The following is a 19,641-nucleotide window of genomic DNA, read 5'->3' as shown; positions in this document are numbered from 1 at the left end:
GTATGCGCGCTATCTTCAGCACCGCTCTATTACTCTTTTTTAGCCTGGGGTCCTTTGCAAACCCCGTGCAAGACGTCAGCCGCCTGGCCAGCGAAGAGATCAGCAAGCTATTCAAGGTCACTAGTGAGGCAGACATTCTATCTGCGCTCGAGTACGCGCGAGCACACGATCAGCAGGTCGTTATCGCCGGTACGCGGCACAGTCAGGGCGGGCATATTTTGTACCCGGACGCGGTCATGCTGGATATGACCGCCTACAACCAGGTGATTAATGTAGACCCAACCGATAAAACGGTCCGGGTGCAGGCCGGTGCCACCTGGGCGCAGGTGCAGCAAGCCATCAACCCCCACCGGCTTGCGGTGGCGGTCATGCAGTCGTCCAATATATTTTCGGTGGGCGGCACGCTCAGCGCCAACGCGCATGGTCGGGACACCCAGTTGGGCCCCATCATAGACACCGTTGTCGACATCAAAGTCGCGTTAGCCAGCGGCAAGATCGTCAGCGCCAGCCCACAGCAAAATGCTCGCCTGTTCTACGCCATTATTGGCGGCTACGGGGCGCTAGGCGTCATCCTGGAAGCAAAGCTGCAGCTCGTCGACAATCTCATGCTGGAAAAAACCGTCACAGCTGTCGATTATCAAAGCTACATTGCGCACCTGAAAGACAGCGCAGATACCTTAGCGCTGCATTACGGTCGCTGCTCTATTGCCCGGAACCAGGATTTTCTTGAGGAGTGTTTCTCGATCGACTACGTTCCAACCGACGCGCCAGCCAGTAACGCGGCGCTGCAAGAGGAGCAGCACATTACCCGCAACGCCATTCTATTTGATCTATCGCGCAGCAGCCCTTATGGCAAGGCGCTGCGCTGGCAACTGCAGCAGTCGCTAATGGATCGAACGGACAGAACGGTGACGTTATCGCGCAACAATGCCATGCGCCCGCCGATCCACTTCCTCGACTATTACAGCGAAACGGATACCGACATTCTGCAGGAGTATTTCGTGCCACTGGACCAGTTCCCAGCCTTCATGCACGCTATGAAAGCTATTTTACTGGAGCACCAGGTCAACCTCTTGAGCGTGACGCTGCGTTACCTGAAGCAGAACAACGACAACCTGCTGCCCTATGGGCAACACGACAGCATCGCCATCGTGCTGTACATCAACATGGGGCTGGAGCCCGCTGCGATAGAACACGCACAAAACTGGACACGCGCGCTGGTCGATAGCGCACAAGCACACAACGGCTCTTACTACCTGGCCTATCAGCGTTTCCCTAGCCTTGCACAATTTCAACGCAGCTATCCTGGCTGGACCGAATTTGCGCAGGTGAAGCAGCAGTATGACCCCACAGGCCTGTTCAACAACCTGTTCTATTCCCACTACATTGGCCAACCCTGGGCCGCCGAGTTGGCCCGCGACAGTAACACCGCAAGGCGCGCTCCATGATTGTGGTTGCCATGATCTTCCCCCGACTGATCCGCTCAACGGCGCGTGCACTTAAAAAGAGGTCTGCGTGAAGCAACGTATTCTGATGCTAGTAACTGGCATTTTGCTGAGTATTGGCGTGCTCTGGTGCCTGAACTTGAAAGACCCACACCTACTGCCAATCAGAAAAAGCGAATATGTGCTTTTCCTGGTATTCGCACTCTTCATTCTGGGCGCAGCAATGGGGATTCGCCGTCGCGCAATAAAGGCCATATTGGTGGTATGCACCATCACACTCGTCACCACGGCCAGCGTGGAAGAACTCCGCTTCCGCCAGGCGCGAGAGGCGATCCGGGCCAACCTCGGCGAGGAATATTCAACGATCAACCGCCGGCTGATTATCGGCTTTAACGACAAGGCCGAAATCAAGCAGCTGGTCGCCAACGACATCGCCGGCGTCTTCCTGACCGGCCACAATATTAAAGGCGAAACACGGCAATCCTTGACCGCGTTTGTTGCCGAGCTTCAGCAGATCAGGGCCGAGCACGGACTCGCCCCTCTGATCGTGACTACCGATCAGGAAGGCGGGCCCGTGTCGCGGCTGTCGCCGCTGTTGCCGCACCAGCCTGCGTTAGCGACAGTACAAACCGATAGCGAATCCAGTTACCTCTATGGCTACAAACAAGGACTAGGCCTGCGAGACATTGGCGTAACAGTAAATTTCAGTCCGGTGGTCGATCTAAAACCCGAGGGCCCACCCGGTGCCCTGGATTTCCACTCGCTCATTGCCACCCGCGCTATATCCGCCGCTCCAACAGAGGTGGTGCGGGTCGCCAAGCCCTATATCCAGGGGCTGGAGGCCGCTGGTATCACCGCCACGCTGAAGCACTTCCCCGGACTGGCAAGGGTGCCGAACGACACCCACCACTTTTCTGCTCGTCTGACGACCGATAAGCCAACGCTCTTAACCAGTGACTGGGTTCCCTTTATTGCACTGTCGCAGGCGTCCTCGTCCTGGCTGATGTTATCGCACGTCATATTGACGGCCATTGACCCTGACAACCCGGTATCCACTTCCAGCTTGGTCGTGGAGGGCCTGATCAGATCAGAGCTAGGCATAACCAACCCCTTGGTTACCGACGACCTGACAATGGGCGCCACCTATAACCGCGGCTTCTGCAAAAGTGTCTTTCAATCCTATTCAACGGATATCGATTACCTGCTAATCGCGTACGACTACGAGAAATACTATGCAGCGGTAGAATGCATTCAGGCGCACAGAAAGACCCAATAACGAATGCATGGATAGCGAGCGGTTTACTCGCTATCCATGCGGGTGCACAGCCTTCGCTGCGCTGCGATGTTCCGTCAGCGCCATCTCGTTCTGACTAAACTGCAAGTCGGCCAATCGCTTATATAAAGCACAGCTCTCAAGCAGTTCTGTATGAGTGCCCTGGGCGATGATTTCGCCCTGATCCAATACCAGAATCCGGTCGGCATTCAGCACTGTGGCCAACCGGTGGGCGATAACCAGCGTGGTTTTGCCTTTCATCAGCGGCTCAAGCGCTGCCTGGACCTTGTTCTCACTCTCGGCATCCAGCGCGCTGGTGGCTTCGTCCAGCAACAGAATCGGTGCGGCTTTCAGAATGGCCCGCGCGATGGCGACCCGCTGCCGTTGTCCGCCAGATAGCCGCACGCCATCTTCGCCCAGGCGCGTCTCATAGCCTTTATCCAACCGGGTAATGAACTCGTGGGCATTGGCTTGCTCGGCCGCCTGTTGAATATCGTGCTGGCTCGCGCTGCGATTGGCGTAACCCAGGTTATCGTCGACACTTTGGTCGAACAGCACTGTTTCCTGCGGGACCAGCGCAAAGCCGTGGCGCAAATCGGCCAATGCGTATTGCCTGATGTCGTGCCCAGCCACATAGATCGCGCCTTGCTGTGGATCGTAAAAGCGCAGCAATAACTCGAACAAGGTCGACTTGCCCGCACCGGAAGGCCCCACCAATGCCAGCATTTCGCCCTGCTTTATGGAGAAGGACAGGTTCTTCAAAGCAGCGTGATCGGGGCGTGTGGGATAGCGAAACTCAACGTGCTCAAAACGAATCACCTCCTCGCCCGGATCAACAGCGCCAAGCTGCCCAGCCGGGAACGCCAGCGTACCGCTGACGATATCGCTGCGCGCACTGAGCAATTCCATAATGCGTTCAGCCGCACCCGCTGCACGCTGCAACTCGCCCATCACCTCAGAGATAGCGCCAACGGCGCCGGCAACAATAATGGAATAAAACAGAAAGCTGGCCAGATCACCGGCACTCATAGCGCCGGAAATGACGTCCTTGCCGCCAAACCACAGCATCACCCCAATGCCACTCATCGACAGCAGGATAACCACCAGCGTCAGCCAGGAGCGCTGCTGAATACGTTTTACGCTGACCTCAAAGGCGCGATCTACCGTATTGGAGAAGCGCTGAATATCGTGCTGCTCATGGGTAAAGGCCTGCACCACCTTGATATGCCGCAACGCCTGGGACAGGTAGCGCCCCACACTGGCAATCTCGTCCTGACTGTCACGGGATAAACGCCGCACGCGACGCCCAAAATACACCACGGGCGCGATCACAAAAGGTACGCAGGCGAGCAAAATCAGCGTCAGCTTAAAGTGCATGACCAGCAGAAACAGAATCCCGCCGACCAACATCAGGCTGCTGCGCAAGGCAATCGAAAAAGAAGAACCGATCACGCTCTGCAGCAAGGTGGTATCTGCAGTAATGCGCGATTGAATTTCACTCGGCGAGTTATCTTCAAAAAACGACGGCGACAGGGTCAGAAGATGCGCAAACACCGCTTTGCGAATGTCCGCTACCACGCGCTCGCCAATCCAGGAAACCAGATAGAAGCGACAGAAACTACCAACGCCGAGCAGAAAGACCAGGCCGGTGAAGATCATCAGCGCCTGCGTCAGCCCCGCCTCGGAACCAGACGCCAGACCCTGATCAATTAGAAACTGCACGCCCTTGCCCAAACTCAGCATAGTGCCGGCGGTTACCACCAGGGCGATCAGCGCCAGCACCATCTGGCGACGATAAGGGCGAAAGAAAGGCAGCAGCGTGCTTATTCCACTGTTGGCATTTAACGGCGTATTCATAGGGGCTGGTCACCACGGGGGAATGAGTGCCGTTACTATACGCCACCTGAGATTCAGCCAAGGCGTTGCGACAGCGGAAACACCGGCAGCCTGCGCCACAACCTACCTCTATGGTGAGCATGGGGCCTTACCCGTGTCTTTTTCTGCTGGTCGCCAACAACACGGTAACCGACGGCGATACGCGCAGGATGAATGCAAGCAATACAGCTTTCTGCAGTATCAAACTGTATTCGGGCTTCATCGAGATGGCGAACCACTCGGATGCTCCGCACTGATAAGCGACATTTAGGCACCCGAGATCAAGAGTAAGCAGCAGCCGACTCACCTGTAAAAGGATACGAGCGGCCGCCGAAAAACACTTTTAATGAAAACCGGCCTGCACTATTCTTTGCTCAGGCAAGGGATCTGCCAGCTGCAACACCCACCGAGTACTACGCTGCCCTCCCCCCACAACATCCAGCCCATCCGCCCTCATCTGCGGCCGGCCAGATACCGCCTGCAGGCACTGATAGCAAACCTACATATGCCGTGGTGGCGGAAACCACCGAGGAGAACGCAACCAGGATTACAGCCTTAAAGCGGTATTTCGGCGGGCCATTGCCAGCCACTCTTAACCCATTAGTAAGCACAAACAAAAAGAAGAGACACACAATGAAAATGCTGGGAATGCTTGTTATCACATCAATCCTGATGACCTCAGGATGCGCCGCCTTTAAAGCCAACGACCTACCCACCCTCGATAGCGCAAGCTATAGCGTGGAAAACCAGGAGCGCATCAAGGTCTTCAGCACCTGGCGCGGCGTCGAACGAAATCCCTTGCACAAGGGCCAGTTTGACACGGCTATTCGCTCATCCGGCTGCTGCGATATTGTCGATACAGCAGAGCAGGCAGATGTGGTCATCGAAGGCGTAGCCGTGAATCACAGCACTCCCGGTGCCGGCATCCCGGCAATGATCACCGGCTTCACCTTTGGCGTCATTCCTTCGTGGGCAACATTGCGCGTTCACCTCAAGGCCACCGCCAAAGATGGCGAGCAGGAGTACACATATGATGTGTCCGACTCTGCGACCATGGTCATGTGGCTACCTATGCTGCTGGCCATGCCCTTCTCGGACAACCCGATGAAAGTCGAAAGAGACATCTACCAGAACACCTACCGTACTCTGGTGGCGCGCATGAAGAATGACGGCCTGCTGACTAACTGACGCACTTAGCCATCAACGGCCAGAGAAAGCCCGTTGATGGCGCCAACAGATGGTCACGAAAGGGAGATAACAATGAAAATAAGAATGTTCTTGGCTGCCACCACCATGACGCCGGCCCTAGCGATAGCTCAGCAACACGAACCCTTCAGAGGTGCTACGACCGGACTAATGCCATTCATTCTGGTTGCGCTGATCGTATACAGCACGAGGAAAATGGCGATAGGCGGGTGGCTCTTCTATTTCTATATCGGCCTGATACTCGGCCCCATTATCACCGCAATATTGATCTACCCGGTCATTGGAGAGTATTTCCAACCGTCGCTATGGTACGACTTGCAAACCTACTGGCTGGCATTCTTTAGTGCTATGCCCGCGCTGTTCGCTTCGCTTGTGGTTTCCATCTTTGCCGTACGTCTGCTCTTTGCCAGTCAACGCAACAGACGCAACACCATGTTGCTGCGGTATGCGCTACTCGGGCAGGTTACGCTAGGCATTATAGGTGCGGTAATTGACCTTCTCTACTTCCCTGAAGACATCATATTGAGCGTGATTGCCCTGATACCGACAAGCATAACCTGCCTGTATTTCTTCTTGTCACAGCGCGTGAAATACGTGTTGGAGAATTGGAACGGACACTGGAATTACAACGATTTCGTGAACCGCAATTCGACTTTAGCGAATACCGGCGCAAGCTGGACTGAGTCTAAGCCGGAAGGCTGAAGGGGTTGCTGATCTGCTCCCGTGAGCATTAATGCTGACATCCACTGGGACACTATTTTAATCAGAGAGCAGCAGGAAATGCCTGCCGCCAGGTTAGGCGGCAGACAGGCAACACTTAGATCTTGGTGACAAAGGTGCGAGCCTGGTACAGCGCCAGGCTACTGAGCACGATGATCACCACGACGGCGAGAATATCCGCGCCGGGAAAACCCCAGAAATCAGACATGATATCTCCTCAATAAAAGGTATGGGCGCACCGGTTATTAAACCAGTGCGGTATCCAGCATGCGTTGTCGACCAAAGTCGTTCAGCCGAAACTTGAACAACACACGGCCAGCGCCAAAGTAGGCCTGGTCATCCAGGGTTTCTTCAACGCTCTCGATGATGCCGCTGGAGAACAGGTCGGTCAGGGTGACGCGCGTATTGCCGCGCCAGTAGGCGCCGCTAAGTCCGTACTCGGCCATCAGCGCGTCGGTCACTTGCCAGTCCCAGATGCCGTGATGCTGCTGATCGTGGATCAGCTGCAGAATACGGCCCTTCATGTGCAATCTATTCATGGTTTGCTCCAATGCTCACAGGTTGCCCGCATTCGCGGTGGCGTTGGCTTTTTCGCTGTCGGTCGATACGGCCCGTACCACTTCCAGCACGTCGTCACTCTCGGTAAACATCACAAAGCCACCGGACACAAACAGCACCAGGCCAGCGAGGAAGTTCCATTCCGGGAATTTGAGCGTAAAGGCGGCGAGGAAGATCACCGCAAAGAGACCGTACAAGGCCGCAATCGCCTGCCCACGCCCCACGCCAATCAGCGGGAACGACTTGTACCAGGAGACGTAGCAGAAGGCGAAGGTGACGCCCGCCAGACTCAGCCAGCCAATAGCAGCCCAGTTAAACGTGGCCACCACCAGCTCGACTACCGGTTGATCGGTAAAGAGCCAGATGGCTGGCAGGATCAGCAGCACCCAGTAGAGCACTTCGGCGGTAAAGCGCACCGTAATGCCCACATCCGGGTCAGCCACATCCAGCCCACGACCGGCAATGGCGCCTTCAACGCCCCAGCCAATCGCCGCCATGGCACCGCCAAGATAACCCAACCAGCCGGCGTCACCGGTACCGTTGAATTCAGCGATGATGCCGGGCGCATATACGGTTATGCCACCGGCCAGGATGATAAAGATGCCCACGGCTGCGCGCCGGGTAATCTTCTCCTGATACCAGAGCCGCGCCAGGGTAGCGCCAACAATGGGATACATCAGCGCCGAGATGGCCGCAAAGGCCCCGCCGATGTAACCAATCGCCAGATAGGAGCCAAAGATCGCCATCGGGCCGCCAAAAATGGCGCCGATGAAGAACCACTTGGAGATGTAGCGCATTTGCCTGAGCGTGCGCACGTACTCGCCCAACTTGCCTAACACGCCGTTCCAGACAAACAGAAAGAACAACACGCCGATGGCATTGAAGGTCGTGAGCACGGCGGCCGCCAGCAAGAACTCCGCGTTGGTATCGAAGGTCAGGTCAACATAGGGCGCTTCAAACCAGACCGCTGAACCCGGTATATACCAGGCGCCCCACAGGACCGCGCACCACAGCGCCCACATAAAGCCCCACCGAATGCTACTGGCGGTGAAACGTGACCGCGCCTGACTCAGGCTCGGCTGACTCATGCGGGTTCCTTGGCTGGCTTGGCCGTCTCTTTGGCCAGAAAGGCCTCCAGAGAATCGTCCATCGCATCCATCCAGGGCGTGTGGTGCACCGGCGCCAGGGTGCCGGTCAGGGTCGAGCGGTAGCTCTTGTTACGGTAGCCGAGGATGTCCGCTTCCTTATGGTGCTCCCACTCCTTGAAGATGTCCGCTACGCCGGTCACATCAAAGGCCGGGTAATCGGTAGGCTCCAGCAGATCGATTATGTAAGCAGCCTGAAAGTCGATCGCCTCAAAGGGATCAGCCACCTGCTCTTCACGGGCGACCCATTGCTCGGTGTCGGCCTTCATCACATCGGCAGCGGGCAGCGTGATGCGGCCCAGCATGATGTCGCGGGCATACCATGCCTGCGCATCAAACATATTGAAGGTGTAGTACTGATCCTGCATACCCAGGAAGAACAGCTTGGGATTGGCCAGCGAAACAATGCCTTTGTACAAACCTTCTGGATAAAGACGGTTGTGCGTGGTCAGCGTCAGCTCGTTGGGCAGGAAGGGAAAGTGATGCTGATACCCGGTACAGAGGATGATCGCGTCAACGTCTTTGCTGGTGCCATCCTTGAAATGCGCGGTCTTGCCGGTCACACCGGTCAGCAGCGGGACCTCGGCAAAGGACTCCGGCCAATCAAACCCCATCGCCTTGGAGCGATAGCTGAAGGTAACCGACTTGGCACCGTACTTGTGGCACTGGGTGCCGATGTCTTCTGCCGAGTAGCTGCTACCGATCAACAGCAGGTCCTTACCTTTGAACTCGCAGGCATCGCGGAAATCATGTGCGTGCAGCACACGGCCCGGGAACTGCTCCAGCCCTTCAAAGTAAGGCGCATTGGGCGTCGAGAAATGACCGGTTGCGACGATCACATGATCGAACTCCTCGGTGCTCATCTCATCCTGCTTGAGATCACGCACGGTCACCGCAAACTTACCGGTGCTCTCGTCATGCGCTACCCAATGCACCGCCGTATTGAAGCGGATGTACTGACGCATGTTGCTCTTGGCCACGCGGCCCATGATGTAATCGCGTAGCACCGCGCGCGGCGGGTAAGACGGGATTGGGCGGCCAAAATGCTCTTCAAAGCTGTAATCAGCAAACTCCAGGCATTCCTTGGGGCCGTTGGACCAGAGATAGCGATACATGCTGCCGTGCACCGGCTCACCGTAAGCATCCAGACCGGTGCGCCAGGTGTAGTTCCACATGCCGCCCCAATCACTCTGTTTTTCATAACAAACGATCTCGGGGATTTCAGCACCGTCGCGGCGGGCTGCTTCAAAGGCACGTAGTTGGGCCAGGCCGCTAGGGCCGGCACCGAGAATGGCAACTCTAAAAGTCATAATGACTCCTATTTTCAGGCGATGTATCGTTCGCTGGGCCAGCGTTGACCAAACGAAGATGAAACGCGGAAAAGAGCGCGGCTCGACCGGCAGCGGTCAAACCCTCAAGCTCTATGGTGATGCGCACTAATGTCGGTATACCGAAGGCGCAGTGATGAAGGCTGCATCTGTGGGTGAAACAGAAGGCCAAAGGCGGGCAGGCCGCCGGTAAAACGCGAGATCTCGAGAAACGCCAGAAGAAGACGCTCGAACTGGTCAAGCTGGAGAAGACTGCTTGGTAACTCGTATGCCAGGGCGGGCACCTTACCACATATCAGGTAACAGAGTTTTCAGCGCCACCCGGCAAAACAGCCAGAATCAGCTTGCAGGCCGCTCAAAACCCAAGTTGCCACACGGAGTAAATAAAGATGCAGCCAATCCAGACTGAGCTTTGCCCGCTCTGCGGCAACGCCAACCAGTGCAATCTCGCAGACGGCGCGGAGACCACCGCACCTTGCTGGTGTTTTAATGTAGCCGTCAGCAAAGAAGCCCTGGCACAAATCCCGCCCGAGCAAATCAACAAAGCCTGCCTCTGCCCCCGCTGCGCTGCCGGCATAGCGACCAACGCCATAGCGAAAGACGCCAAGTAACAAGACGCGGCAACTGACTCTATCGCGCTAAAGTGCAAACTCTATTGCACATACAGACCACTCCTCTGTCCGCCTAGACCCAATGATGGCAAAAAAGCACTAGAACTGGCCGAAGGCCTGCACTATGCTCAGACCAGAGCAAAGGAACTGCCGGACCATCACCACACCTCCAGCACCACTCCCTTCTCAAAAAACTATGCCTTAGCGCCCTCCAACAGGACGCTACCCAAATGGGATGAGGTAGTAATGCCTGCGTGAAATATCGACGTCGCGCGAATACACAAGACACCAAAGCGGAGCCTGCAAACCAATGAATTTAAAAGCAAAAAACAGCACGCCTGAATACTCCGATGCGGAGTTATATCGAACGCGCGGTTATGCATTAACACCGCGTGCGATCTAATCACTGTTAAGTGAAGCCACTATGAGAGTAATCGATCATCAAGAACAGGAGTGGTTCCTCTTCGAACATGAAGGAAAGCTCTACTTGGATGCAAACTGCAATCACAGCTTCGTTGGCTATAGCTACATGATTGAACTCGACGACAGCGAACGAATGCTCTACGAATCCGGCGGCCACGATTACCTTAGCAAACTGGCGTACGACATACATTATTCAGCACCGATAGTTATTGGAAGCCAGTCCAATTATATAGGCCGAGATGAGACCAAAAGCTTGGGGGATTTAGCCACGGAAGCAGTTCGGAGTTGGAGGAATGGTCATGAGCAGGGAATCACTTAACAAGTCGCTCTTGTCGGACAATTTCTCCACCGCTTCGCGGCTACAAAATCGCCGCAAAGCTCTACGCTATATTTTACACACTAAGTGAAGTAGGGAGAAGGTATGAATAAGTTGGCAGCAGCCCTGTTTTTGGTTGCTTCGGTGGCAGGTTGCACCACCGCAGGTCCGTATGTGACTAACATATCAAGCGATGGCAATAATGGACTGAACATCGAAAAGTGCGGGGTAAAGCTAAATGCTTTCATGGGAACTGTTTCTACAGTTGATTGCACTTCTCAGCATGTGAGGCTCAGCCGTAACTGAACATAAAAAGGCCATGCACCGGGCGCCAAAACCTGTGCTTCGCGCCCGCCATCACCCGTGATGGCGGGCGTTAGACCAAAACCAAAGTCCTACACAACGGAACCCATAAACACCAATAAGGAGAAACAAATGGTGGTAATAGAACTAATAGTTGTACTCGCAATGTGGCTAGCCAGCGGGTATGCAATCTCAAAAATATACGATAAGGCTGGCTTTAAAGACACGCCGAAATTTGTATTCTGGCTTCCAGCTTTGAATCTTGCATTTTTACTGTACTTGGCATTTTCCGAGTGGCCAGAATTTAAGGAGAAAGTTTAATGGCATATCTAATTCTCATTGCAATCTGGGCTTTAATCGGCTTTGCGGGCTGGCGGGTATTTTCACGCGCAGGCTTTAAGGGTTTTATTGGCTTGCTTTTCTTAGTGCCGGTAGCAAATTTTTTTGCACTGCTATATTTGGCTCACAAAGAATGGCCGATAGCGCAACAGAAAAAATCCACCTGAAATATGAGTAAAGCCTAACAAGTGGTTCAAACCGTTCGCTTCGCTCACTGGGACGGGCTAAAGCCCGCCCCTTAACCAAACGTTAGGCCAAAAAGGAAGTGTCGTGCCAACACCATCAAAAGTTCTCGCGTCATTACTTTTTCTAACTTTAAGCTTCTACGCTAATGCAGAAGACAGTTTAATTGACCATTACGCTATCTATTCTACTTGCGTAGATGAGCAAGCACCTATAAATAATAATGTCGTTCACGGCTGTGCAGAACTTGCATCTGACAGTGCAAAAAAAGAAATAACATTGCTTTACAGAACAATTTATAAGTATATTTCCGCCTCTTCTACTGATGACGCTCTGAAATTTGAGAAGACACAGCAGGCTTGGATAGCCTATCGAGATAGCCACTGTGAGCTTTCTGGTTCTTATATAGGCTCTCCGATGTACTCATATTGCCCAATGATGCTAAACATCTCCAGAGCAATAGAGCTTCGCGAGCTTGCAGGTTATCAATGATTACATAGGCCTAATAACGGGTGCAAACCGTTCACTACGTTCACTTGGGACCGGCAGAAGTCCGCTCCTTAACCAAACGGTATGCTTATAGAAACACCTGCCTGGAGTTCAGTAAGAGCAGATGATTTTGAATTCGAGATGAGGGCATCGATTAGTTAATCGGCAATTGCGCATAAGCCTGAGTTAAGAAGCACCTAGTCAGTCGCTACACGGGACAAGCTCTCCCCCGCTCCGCGAATGCAAACCAGCCCGTAAGATCGGGCGTTAAATAAACCATACGGAAAAAAGCAAAGATGAATCGCGTAGAAGAAATAGAGCCTCAAACGCTACCTTGGTTTTATGAAGTCAATGGAGTGAGAAAGGGAGGCGTTTCTGAAAGTGAAATAATTGAATTGATAACCAATGGAACCGTTTCTCAAGGGTCATTTATTTGGCAAAAAGGGTTTCCTGATTGGATGAAGGTCGAAAATACGGCACTGAAGATTCACCTCGACGATACCTCACCACCACCGCTTACCGGGGAAGGCGTTAATAACACAATTGTCTGGTTTCTTGCCTTTGCGCCGCTTATTGGTCTATTTCTTGAAGGGTTTTTGGCTGGAATTATTTACGGTGACAACGAGTACCGAGTCGAAGAAGCCATATACGATGCTGAATTCTGGTATGTCACAGTGGCCCTGAATATTGCACTCTCACTATTCGACAGCAAACGATTAACCAATGCCGGGCACAATATTGATAAGTTCAAGGGGTGGGTTTGGCTGGTTCCGGTGTATCTCTTTCAGCGAGCCAAAGCGCTAAAGCATAATTACGCCTATTTTGCAGTGTGGATCGTCTGCTTTGTCATTATGCTTAGCGTATAAATTTTAACCAACTTACGTCTAGCCTGCACTTATTGTGCGCTGCACAGGGCGGGTGTCGATGTTGGGGGATGATCGAGGTCAGATGAGCAAGTCAAAGCCAGACTTTTTTATCTGACCCTCGTTACCGATATGATTGCGCGCACATTAACAAATGCCTCAACGACGACAGTGATTAGCTGCCCTGGTTTTGGCAAAAAAAGGAAAAGCCATGCCAACACATCGTGTGCCAGGCAGGCGCTAGCAACATAAAAAAGGAAACGATAATGAACAATAAAAAATAACCCCTTTCCTGGCAAAGGTTTTTTACTTTACGTATCCACTCAGCATGCTGTGCACTATTCCAATTATGTTAATACCCGCTTTCTCTGACCCGGGCACTGAACCAGGCGGCCTGGCTCTAGCTATCGCCGTAGTATCATTACTTTTAATGCTGGTAGCCGGGTGGGCCTGGCTTATCTCGCTAGGTATCATCGCGAGTAGGCTGGGTAAAAGTTGGCTCTCGTGGTGTGGGCTTAGCGTTATATTCTCCCCAATAAGCCCCATCATCATCTATTTCCTGATGATAGGTAATATTAAAACCGCTTTAGATCAATCACCCACTTCACATACTGAAACAGCCTGACGTAATACCAAGATCGCCGAGCAACTGGGTGCGGATGAGCAGGTCAAAGCCAGCATTGATTGTCATCCGCCCCCCCCAGTCCCTCATCATGAACCTTCCCATCCAACCATTAGCATTGCCACATGCATATCCAACAGAACGACGGCTTTTGCTTTCATCTGGCCTCGGTTGGGCGCTGCTCTGGATGATCTGGTTGAACCGATAGTAGAGTACGACTGAGTGACCATGCCCAGGCGAGCGGCTACTATGGCCAGCGACATTCGTCTGCCGGGCATTAGCCTTAGCGGCCTTTATGCCGCCGATCCCCATATCCAATATCCGAGGAAAGCATCATGGTGAATGATGGAGAGCTAAAGTACCTGCATCGCTGCATAGAACTTGCAACGCAGGCGCTAGAGCTGGGTGACGAGCCATTCGGCTCGGTACTGGTAGCAGCGGACGGGGAGGTTCTATTTGAAGACCACAACCACGTTGCCTCCGGTGATCTAACCCGCCACCCAGAGTTCGAGATTGCACGGTGGGCGGCGGCGAATATGACCGCGCAAGCCAGAGCCGAAGCAACTGTCTATACTTCTGGAGAGCATTGCCCAATGTGTTCTGCAGCACACGGCTGGGTCGGACTGGGGCGTATCGTGTACGTAAGTTCCTCCGAGCAATTGACCGAATGGCTTACCGATCTCGGCGTTCCAGCACCTGCCGTACGAGCGCTACCTATAGGTGAAGTAGTGCCAAACCTGGTAGTTGATGGTCCCGTTCCGGGGCTTTTCGAACAGGTGCACGCGCTACACCGTCGCTTCCATGGCTCATCATAGTCATCACTCGCGTGCCAATAACCTGAAAAGCCTCATGCTGCCCAATATGCGGCTATCTGACGCCAAAAGCCTGCGGCTGCCAGGGGTGGACGGGGGCACTGCCGGGCGTTTCCATTCACCAGAACACTGCTGAGGCCAACCATGAAATACCTGCTCACCCTGTTTCTGTGTCTCTTCAGCGTTGTTGCGCAAAGCCAGGAGCGAGTCATGCTCAATGATATAACCAGCCTCAAATGGCAAAACCGTATCATCATCGTCAGCGAGCCGCAGGCTGGCGCCAACGCGGCCGCGTTACTTGAGCAAAACGTTGCTGAGATAAATGAGCGCGATGTCATCTGGTTTGTTATCAACGGCCAGACGATCAAGACCAACTATCAGGGCTATCTGACAGCCGATTTGCGAGAGACCCTGATGGCGAAATACACCTTGAACGCGGGTGAAACCATCCTGATTGGCAAGGATGGCGGCACCAAGCGTCGGTTAGATACGCTGGATCTCGATACCTTGTTCTCGGCCATCGACGCTATGCCCATGCGGCAGAGCGAAATGCGTGAGTGACGTATCATGCACGCTGTCGACAATCGCCGCTGGAACCGCCTGAACTCAAAGACGCATTGCGGGCACACGCGCAGCAGTTGCTTAACCTGTACCGATAACACGAAATAAAGCCGAACAGGACGCATGTTGAGATGTTTGTGAAGAAGCTTTATGGCGCATCACCGCTGGCTTTATTCTGTCTTTTTTATGGTGCTTATTGGCTGGTTAGTTTGCTGGCAAGCGACAGCGCGAACAGTACCGCAGTAGTCAATATTCTGGCCACCCTGGTAACCACTATTGAGCTGCTCTGGCTCTATCAGCTTAATGTCGACCTGGGACGGCTTTGTGGTTATCGACCAGTACGGGCCGAAAGCCTGTTTTGTGCGCTGCTGGTCGTGATGCTTGTGGTCCCGTTAGTTGTGGCTCCGGAACTGTCTGCGCAGACCTCAATCGCGCCGTCGGTCTTCGTGTGGTCGATGCTTGTCCTGATGGTTGGCGCCTGGTACCTGACCAGCACCCACGTAGCGCAAAAACTCGTTGCCTGCGAATTAGCCAGATCGCGGGTTGAGAGCTCGCAGGCGAGGACCACGCTGGCATTCTTGTTTTTACCGGTGGGGATCTGGTTCATCCAACCCAGAATCAAACGTTTGTTGGCAGTTAAAGACCGTCTGTAATCCAAAACGCTCGATGCTTAGCCGCCGCACTGAATAGTGTTGTAAGGCACGCAGCAGCGGTATTTTCTGCCGCGCGCGTGCCAGGTAACCGCTCAGACTAAAGCCCTTTTTTGCTGAAACCGCTACTGCGTAATAGAAGGCTGGCAGGGAAACAGGCAAGATCCGCATCAGATTACTTGAACAAGGAACGACAGCCGGTGGGAGCAACCCTGAAAGTACTGATTCTTGGTGGCCATGGTTTTATCGGGCGGCATGCCGCCAAGCATTTAGCGATAGCAGGGGCGGACGTCACTGTTGGCACCCGCAACCCGAGAGCAGATAGCCAGTTCAGGCAAGCGCGATATCGGCTTGAGGAGCGGCAGTCCAGCGCAGACTGGGCGCAGGACGTTGAACAATACGACGTGATCCTGAATTGCGTGGGGATTCTTCGGCAGCGTCGCGGCGAAAGCTATGAGGCGATTCACCATCTGGCCCCGCAAGCCCTTGCGCAGGCCTGCCATGCGGCGCAGAAACGCTTTGTGCATGTGTCTGCGCTGGGGCTTTCCGCTGACTGCAAAAGCCGGTTTTTGACCTCTAAATACCATGGCGAACGCGCGATCATGGCGTCGCAAGGTGACTGGATCATTGCGCGCCCTTCCCTGCTGGAAGGTGATGGCGGCTTTGGTGCCGAGTGGCTGCGTGCGATTGCCAAGCTGCCGGTCTTTGTGGTGCCGGCATCCGCCAGGGGCAATATTGCCGCATTGACTGTCGATGATGCAGGCTTGGCGCTAGCCCGGTTATGTATGGGCAACGCCAGCGAGATTGGTCTTGATCACTCCCGCATCTATGAGCTTGGCGGAGCAAAGGCACTCAGTTTCGAGCACTATATCCGCGCGCTGCGTAGCCGCTACTCGGACAAGAACGCGGTCTGCCTGTCGGTACCGGGCTGGATTGCCCGTGCCGCTGCTCACCTGTTCGATGTGATCCATTTCAGCCCCTTTTCTTTTGGTCACTGGGAGCTGCTGTGCAAAGACAATGTGCCCGACGAAAACCGCCTGCCCAGTCTGTTACAACATCAGGCAGAAGATCCGGTGTTGGCCTACGCCGCTGACAAATCCGCTTAAGGATGGAGCCTACTATGGGAAAACGTATTGCCGCACTGCTCGCCCTGTTTGTTCTAGCCATACTGCTTTCTATCACCGCTATCCCGGCGCTCATAGCGCTGGTCGTCATCGGCGTTGCGGCCTGCATCTACGCGGCGTTCAAGCCCAGTCCCATGTCCAGCTTTGCGATGCAGGCGGGGCTGGTGGTCGGCGTAACGCCCCTGGTTCTGACGGCTATCGGCTGGTTGTTGCTGCAAGGTATGGGCGGCAGCATTCACTAAGCGGAGCAAGTCCACTATGAACGAGCGACTAACCTCTTCCTGGAGCCGTTGCTGGGCCGCGCTGGGCGTTGCCGGTAGCGGCGATGAGCTGATGCAGCGCTTGATCGCAGCCTACGCAGAACCGCAGCGCTATTATCATACGCAGCAGCACCTGGCCGAGTGCCTGAGCCTGTTTGACCGCTATCGCTCGCACGCGCAAGAGCCCGGCGAGGTGGAAATGGCGCTGTGGTTTCATGATGCCATTTACGATGTGTTTGCCACAGACAACGAAGCACGCAGTGCAGACTGGGCGGTAGCCGCACTGCGGCAAGCGGGTGTGGATGCGGAACGGGTGGCAACCATCCAGCGCCTGATCCTGATTACCCGTCACGATGCCCGGCCCAAGACGGCAGATGAAGCCTTGCTGGTGGATATTGATCTGGCGATTCTCGGCGCCGAGCGCGCCCGCTTTGCGGAGTATGAAACGCAGGTGCGGCAGGAGTATGCCCATGTGCCCGAGGCTGCCTTTCGCGCTGGCCGAGCCCACATCCTGCAAGGGTTTCTGGCGCGCCAGCCACTCTACCAAACGCCCGCCCTGCAACAGCGGCTGGAGCCGAAAGCGCAACAAAATCTCAGCCACTCGCTGCAGCAACTGGCTCAGGGCTGAGGTTTCGTACCGCCTCGCTGGAGCCAGACGACGGCATTGAGGCTTAAGCAGATTTTTCGGTATCTGCCGTGGCCTCAGCTAACATTTCACTCGGTTCGCCCACCGCCAGCTCTTTCGGAAAGCGCCGAATCAGCAGCGCCAGACCAAAGCCAATCGACAGTACCACCACGGTAAAGGTGAAGGCCGCGATAAAGCTCTCTGTGGTTTCAATCAGCCAGCCAGCAATCGCCGGACCCAGGAACTGCCCGACAGCAAAAAACAGCGTGGCAAAGCTAAAGGCGATGGGAATGTAGCGCGGGGCGACCTGATCCGTAGCACTGGTCTGAATCATCGAGAACACGCCGTTGAGCGACATGCCAACCAGCAGGTAGTGACAGAAGAAGAAAGACTGCGTCTGGCCGATCAGCGGCAAGCCCACGGCCACAATGACCAGAAAAAGGGCTATAGCCAGCGCGTTACCACGGCCCCAGAAATCCGACACCCAGCCCCACAGCGGCCCAGCGAAGATCGAGAGCAGGCCCATCATGGCGACATAGCGCCCGGCCAGGGCCTCGGTGAAGCCGCTCTCGACCATAAAACTGACCATGAATACCGTTTGCACTATATAGCCCAGGCCGATAATGCCGTAGGTAGCGGCGACAATAAGCACCCGTGGGTTGCGGTAGATCAGCCACTTTTCATCAGCGGGTATCGGGCCGCGCTCGCTCGCCGCGCTCTGCGGCGGGTTCTTCACAAACACAAAGATGATGGCGCTGACGGCAAAGGCAGTAGCGGCGAACACACCCCAGCTGACTCGCCAGCCCTGCTCGCCAAACATGGCAAACAGCTGCGGCACCAGCAGCCCAGTCACCAGCACACTGATACCCACACCGCTGCTCATGCAGCCGATCACCAGGCCGCGGTGGTCCGGGAACCAGGCGGCCAGCAGCGCGATCATGGGGGCAAAGGCAAAGGCCGCGCCAATGCCCAGCAGGGCCATCAGCACAGCGATCAGCCAAAAGTTGGCTGCCAGTGTCAGCCCGGCAAAGCCCACCGCCACCAATAGCATGCCAAACAGAATAGAGGCCTTGGCACCCCAGCGCGCAGCAGCCAAACCACCGGCCAGTACAAAGCACACATAAGACAAAGCGGCTACCGTGCTGAGCAAGCCAGCTTGCTGGTACGAAAGCCCAAGGTCGCTGCGCATCGATGGCAGGATTACTCCATAGGCCAGGCGGGCAAAACCAATCACCACCAGGGACGTAAGGGTGCCGCACAACACGGTCAGTACCATGTTGGGACGGTTCGTACTCTGGGACATCGTGACTCTCTTGTTATCTTGCTGATTGTTTTATGTTCGCAGCCGCAAGGCGGACGGTTTGCCTGCTTGCCAGGCCGCGCAGATGTGACGCTAGTCTACCCGCACCAATTTGATGCTCATTAGCCCGCCGCCCTGCATCAGGGTGTTTTTATCCACTATCTTCCAGACTTCTTCGGTCTCACCGGTCTTGAATACCAGGTAGTGCTCACCTGCCGACTCACGCTCAAAGATCTCATCAAACAGGGTGCGCTTGCCCTGTGACTCGATATAGTCCGAGCCAATCACCAGCTTCTCGCCACCGGCCATCTCGACGAAGGAGTTGAGCAATTCGTTGTTGGAGCCGGCGCGGGTTTCATAGACGCCTTCATAATCGTGGCCGCCGCAGGCACTGAGCACGGCGGCGAACGCCAATATGGCACTGAACTTGATGAATTTCATGCTGGTTTCCTGTCGATGAGGTAGCCGCCCAGCGGCTGTTAACGGGCCATCATATCGCGCAACGCCTGTATTGTCGGCAGTTGGCGCGCCGCCGCCGGACTTGATAGATAGCAAAACGACTCCGCTTCATAACCGGCATGAATAACGCGCAACCGAGTATTTGCCCCGC

Annotated in this window: 21 protein-coding genes; 15 read left to right on the top strand and 6 right to left on the bottom strand. The window is 54.8% G+C overall.

Annotated elements, in window-relative coordinates; all coding sequences use genetic code 11:
- The first annotated feature begins 2 nt into the window (after positions 1 to 2).
- Both H4J77_RS05405 and H4J77_RS05400 read left to right on the top strand, forming a co-directional pair.
- Positions 3 to 1,448: an FAD-binding oxidoreductase gene (locus H4J77_RS05405; RefSeq protein WP_182247393.1), complete on the top strand. Its 1,446-nt coding sequence runs from the start codon at positions 3 to 5 to the stop codon at positions 1,446 to 1,448.
- A gap of 67 nt (positions 1,449 to 1,515) precedes the next feature.
- The gene (locus H4J77_RS05400) at positions 1,516 to 2,721 is read left to right on the top strand and encodes a glycoside hydrolase family 3 protein (RefSeq protein ID WP_182247392.1); all 1,206 of its coding nucleotides are present in this window, start codon (positions 1,516 to 1,518) and stop codon (positions 2,719 to 2,721) included.
- A gap of 30 nt (positions 2,722 to 2,751) precedes the next feature.
- Here the strand turns inward: H4J77_RS05400 and H4J77_RS05395 are convergent, their stop codons facing one another.
- Positions 2,752 to 4,575 (bottom strand): ABC transporter transmembrane domain-containing protein, encoded by a 1,824-nt coding sequence (locus H4J77_RS05395; protein ID WP_182247391.1) that lies wholly within the window; start codon positions 4,573 to 4,575, stop codon positions 2,752 to 2,754.
- 651 nt (positions 4,576 to 5,226) lie between these two features.
- Between H4J77_RS05395 and H4J77_RS05390 the strand changes: the two genes are divergently transcribed.
- Positions 5,227 to 5,781 (top strand): hypothetical protein, encoded by a 555-nt coding sequence (locus H4J77_RS05390; protein WP_123890020.1) that lies wholly within the window; start codon positions 5,227 to 5,229, stop codon positions 5,779 to 5,781.
- A 72-nt stretch (positions 5,782 to 5,853) separates the two neighbouring features.
- Complete coding sequence (locus H4J77_RS05385) at positions 5,854 to 6,501, top strand: DUF2569 family protein (protein WP_182247390.1); 648 nt, start codon at positions 5,854 to 5,856, stop codon at positions 6,499 to 6,501.
- Between the two features lie 263 nt (positions 6,502 to 6,764).
- Here the strand turns inward: H4J77_RS05385 and H4J77_RS05380 are convergent, their stop codons facing one another.
- The 3 genes from H4J77_RS05380 to H4J77_RS05370 are packed head-to-tail and all read right to left on the bottom strand — an operon-like array spanning position 6,765 to position 9,532.
- Positions 6,765 to 7,058: a hypothetical protein gene (locus H4J77_RS05380; RefSeq protein ID WP_123890016.1), complete on the bottom strand. Its 294-nt coding sequence runs from the start codon at positions 7,056 to 7,058 to the stop codon at positions 6,765 to 6,767.
- A 15-nt stretch (positions 7,059 to 7,073) separates the two neighbouring features.
- The gene (locus tag H4J77_RS05375) at positions 7,074 to 8,165 is read right to left on the bottom strand and encodes a DMT family transporter (RefSeq protein WP_123890014.1); all 1,092 of its coding nucleotides are present in this window, start codon (positions 8,163 to 8,165) and stop codon (positions 7,074 to 7,076) included.
- Positions 8,162 to 9,532 (bottom strand): NAD(P)/FAD-dependent oxidoreductase, encoded by a 1,371-nt coding sequence (locus H4J77_RS05370; protein ID WP_182247388.1) that lies wholly within the window; start codon positions 9,530 to 9,532, stop codon positions 8,162 to 8,164. Before H4J77_RS05370 ends, H4J77_RS05375 begins: the two co-directional genes overlap by 4 nt.
- Before the next feature lie 407 nt (positions 9,533 to 9,939).
- Here H4J77_RS05370 and H4J77_RS05365 point away from each other — a divergent pair, with 407 nt between their 5' ends.
- From H4J77_RS05365 to H4J77_RS05315, 11 genes are all read left to right on the top strand, one after another.
- Positions 9,940 to 10,161, top strand: coding sequence for a cysteine-rich CWC family protein (locus H4J77_RS05365; RefSeq protein ID WP_182247387.1), 222 nt, complete (start codon positions 9,940 to 9,942; stop codon positions 10,159 to 10,161).
- A gap of 844 nt (positions 10,162 to 11,005) precedes the next feature.
- On the top strand, positions 11,006 to 11,206 hold the full coding sequence (locus H4J77_RS05360) for a hypothetical protein (RefSeq protein WP_182247386.1): 201 nt from the start codon (positions 11,006 to 11,008) through the stop codon (positions 11,204 to 11,206).
- Positions 11,207 to 11,523: 317 nt separating this feature from the next.
- Positions 11,524 to 11,709: a hypothetical protein gene (locus H4J77_RS05355; RefSeq protein WP_182247385.1), complete on the top strand. Its 186-nt coding sequence runs from the start codon at positions 11,524 to 11,526 to the stop codon at positions 11,707 to 11,709.
- Between the two features lie 103 nt (positions 11,710 to 11,812).
- Positions 11,813 to 12,217 carry a lysozyme inhibitor LprI family protein gene (locus H4J77_RS05350; protein ID WP_123891331.1) on the top strand — a complete coding sequence of 135 codons (405 nt, stop codon included), beginning with the start codon at positions 11,813 to 11,815 and terminating at the stop codon, positions 12,215 to 12,217.
- 293 nt (positions 12,218 to 12,510) lie between these two features.
- The gene (locus H4J77_RS05345; RefSeq protein WP_182247384.1) at positions 12,511 to 13,080 is read left to right on the top strand and encodes a DUF4339 domain-containing protein; all 570 of its coding nucleotides are present in this window, start codon (positions 12,511 to 12,513) and stop codon (positions 13,078 to 13,080) included.
- Between the two features lie 954 nt (positions 13,081 to 14,034).
- Positions 14,035 to 14,514, top strand: a complete 480-nt coding sequence (locus H4J77_RS05340; RefSeq protein ID WP_182247383.1) for a nucleoside deaminase — start codon at positions 14,035 to 14,037, stop codon at positions 14,512 to 14,514.
- A 141-nt stretch (positions 14,515 to 14,655) separates the two neighbouring features.
- A complete protein-coding gene (locus H4J77_RS05335) occupies positions 14,656 to 15,072 on the top strand; it encodes a DUF4174 domain-containing protein (protein WP_182247382.1) in 417 nt (138 codons plus the stop codon).
- Between the two features lie 131 nt (positions 15,073 to 15,203).
- Entirely contained in the window at positions 15,204 to 15,725 is a 522-nt protein-coding gene (locus H4J77_RS05330; RefSeq protein WP_182247380.1) for a hypothetical protein, read from the top strand.
- Between the two features lie 197 nt (positions 15,726 to 15,922).
- Entirely contained in the window at positions 15,923 to 16,828 is a 906-nt protein-coding gene (locus H4J77_RS05325; protein WP_182247378.1) for an NAD(P)H-binding protein, read from the top strand.
- A gap of 14 nt (positions 16,829 to 16,842) precedes the next feature.
- Positions 16,843 to 17,088: a hypothetical protein gene (locus tag H4J77_RS05320; RefSeq protein WP_182247376.1), complete on the top strand. Its 246-nt coding sequence runs from the start codon at positions 16,843 to 16,845 to the stop codon at positions 17,086 to 17,088.
- Positions 17,089 to 17,104: 16 nt separating this feature from the next.
- The gene (locus H4J77_RS05315; protein ID WP_182247374.1) at positions 17,105 to 17,734 is read left to right on the top strand and encodes an N-methyl-D-aspartate receptor NMDAR2C subunit; all 630 of its coding nucleotides are present in this window, start codon (positions 17,105 to 17,107) and stop codon (positions 17,732 to 17,734) included.
- A 43-nt stretch (positions 17,735 to 17,777) separates the two neighbouring features.
- Here H4J77_RS05315 and H4J77_RS05310 read toward each other — a convergent pair whose 3' ends face one another.
- Both H4J77_RS05310 and H4J77_RS05305 read right to left on the bottom strand, forming a co-directional pair.
- Positions 17,778 to 19,034 carry an MFS transporter gene (locus H4J77_RS05310; RefSeq protein ID WP_182247372.1) on the bottom strand — a complete coding sequence of 419 codons (1,257 nt, stop codon included), beginning with the start codon at positions 19,032 to 19,034 and terminating at the stop codon, positions 17,778 to 17,780.
- Between the two features lie 90 nt (positions 19,035 to 19,124).
- Positions 19,125 to 19,472, bottom strand: a complete 348-nt coding sequence (locus H4J77_RS05305; RefSeq protein WP_123891340.1) for a hypothetical protein — start codon at positions 19,470 to 19,472, stop codon at positions 19,125 to 19,127.
- Positions 19,473 to 19,641: the final 169 nt, after the last annotated feature.

The sequence above is a fragment of the Pseudomonas sp. 5Ae-yellow genome (genome assembly GCF_014077575.1).
In the GTDB taxonomy this organism is placed as follows: Bacteria; Pseudomonadota; Gammaproteobacteria; order Pseudomonadales; family Pseudomonadaceae; genus Halopseudomonas; species Halopseudomonas neustonica.
This window is presented reverse-complemented; position numbering and strand designations above follow the sequence as displayed.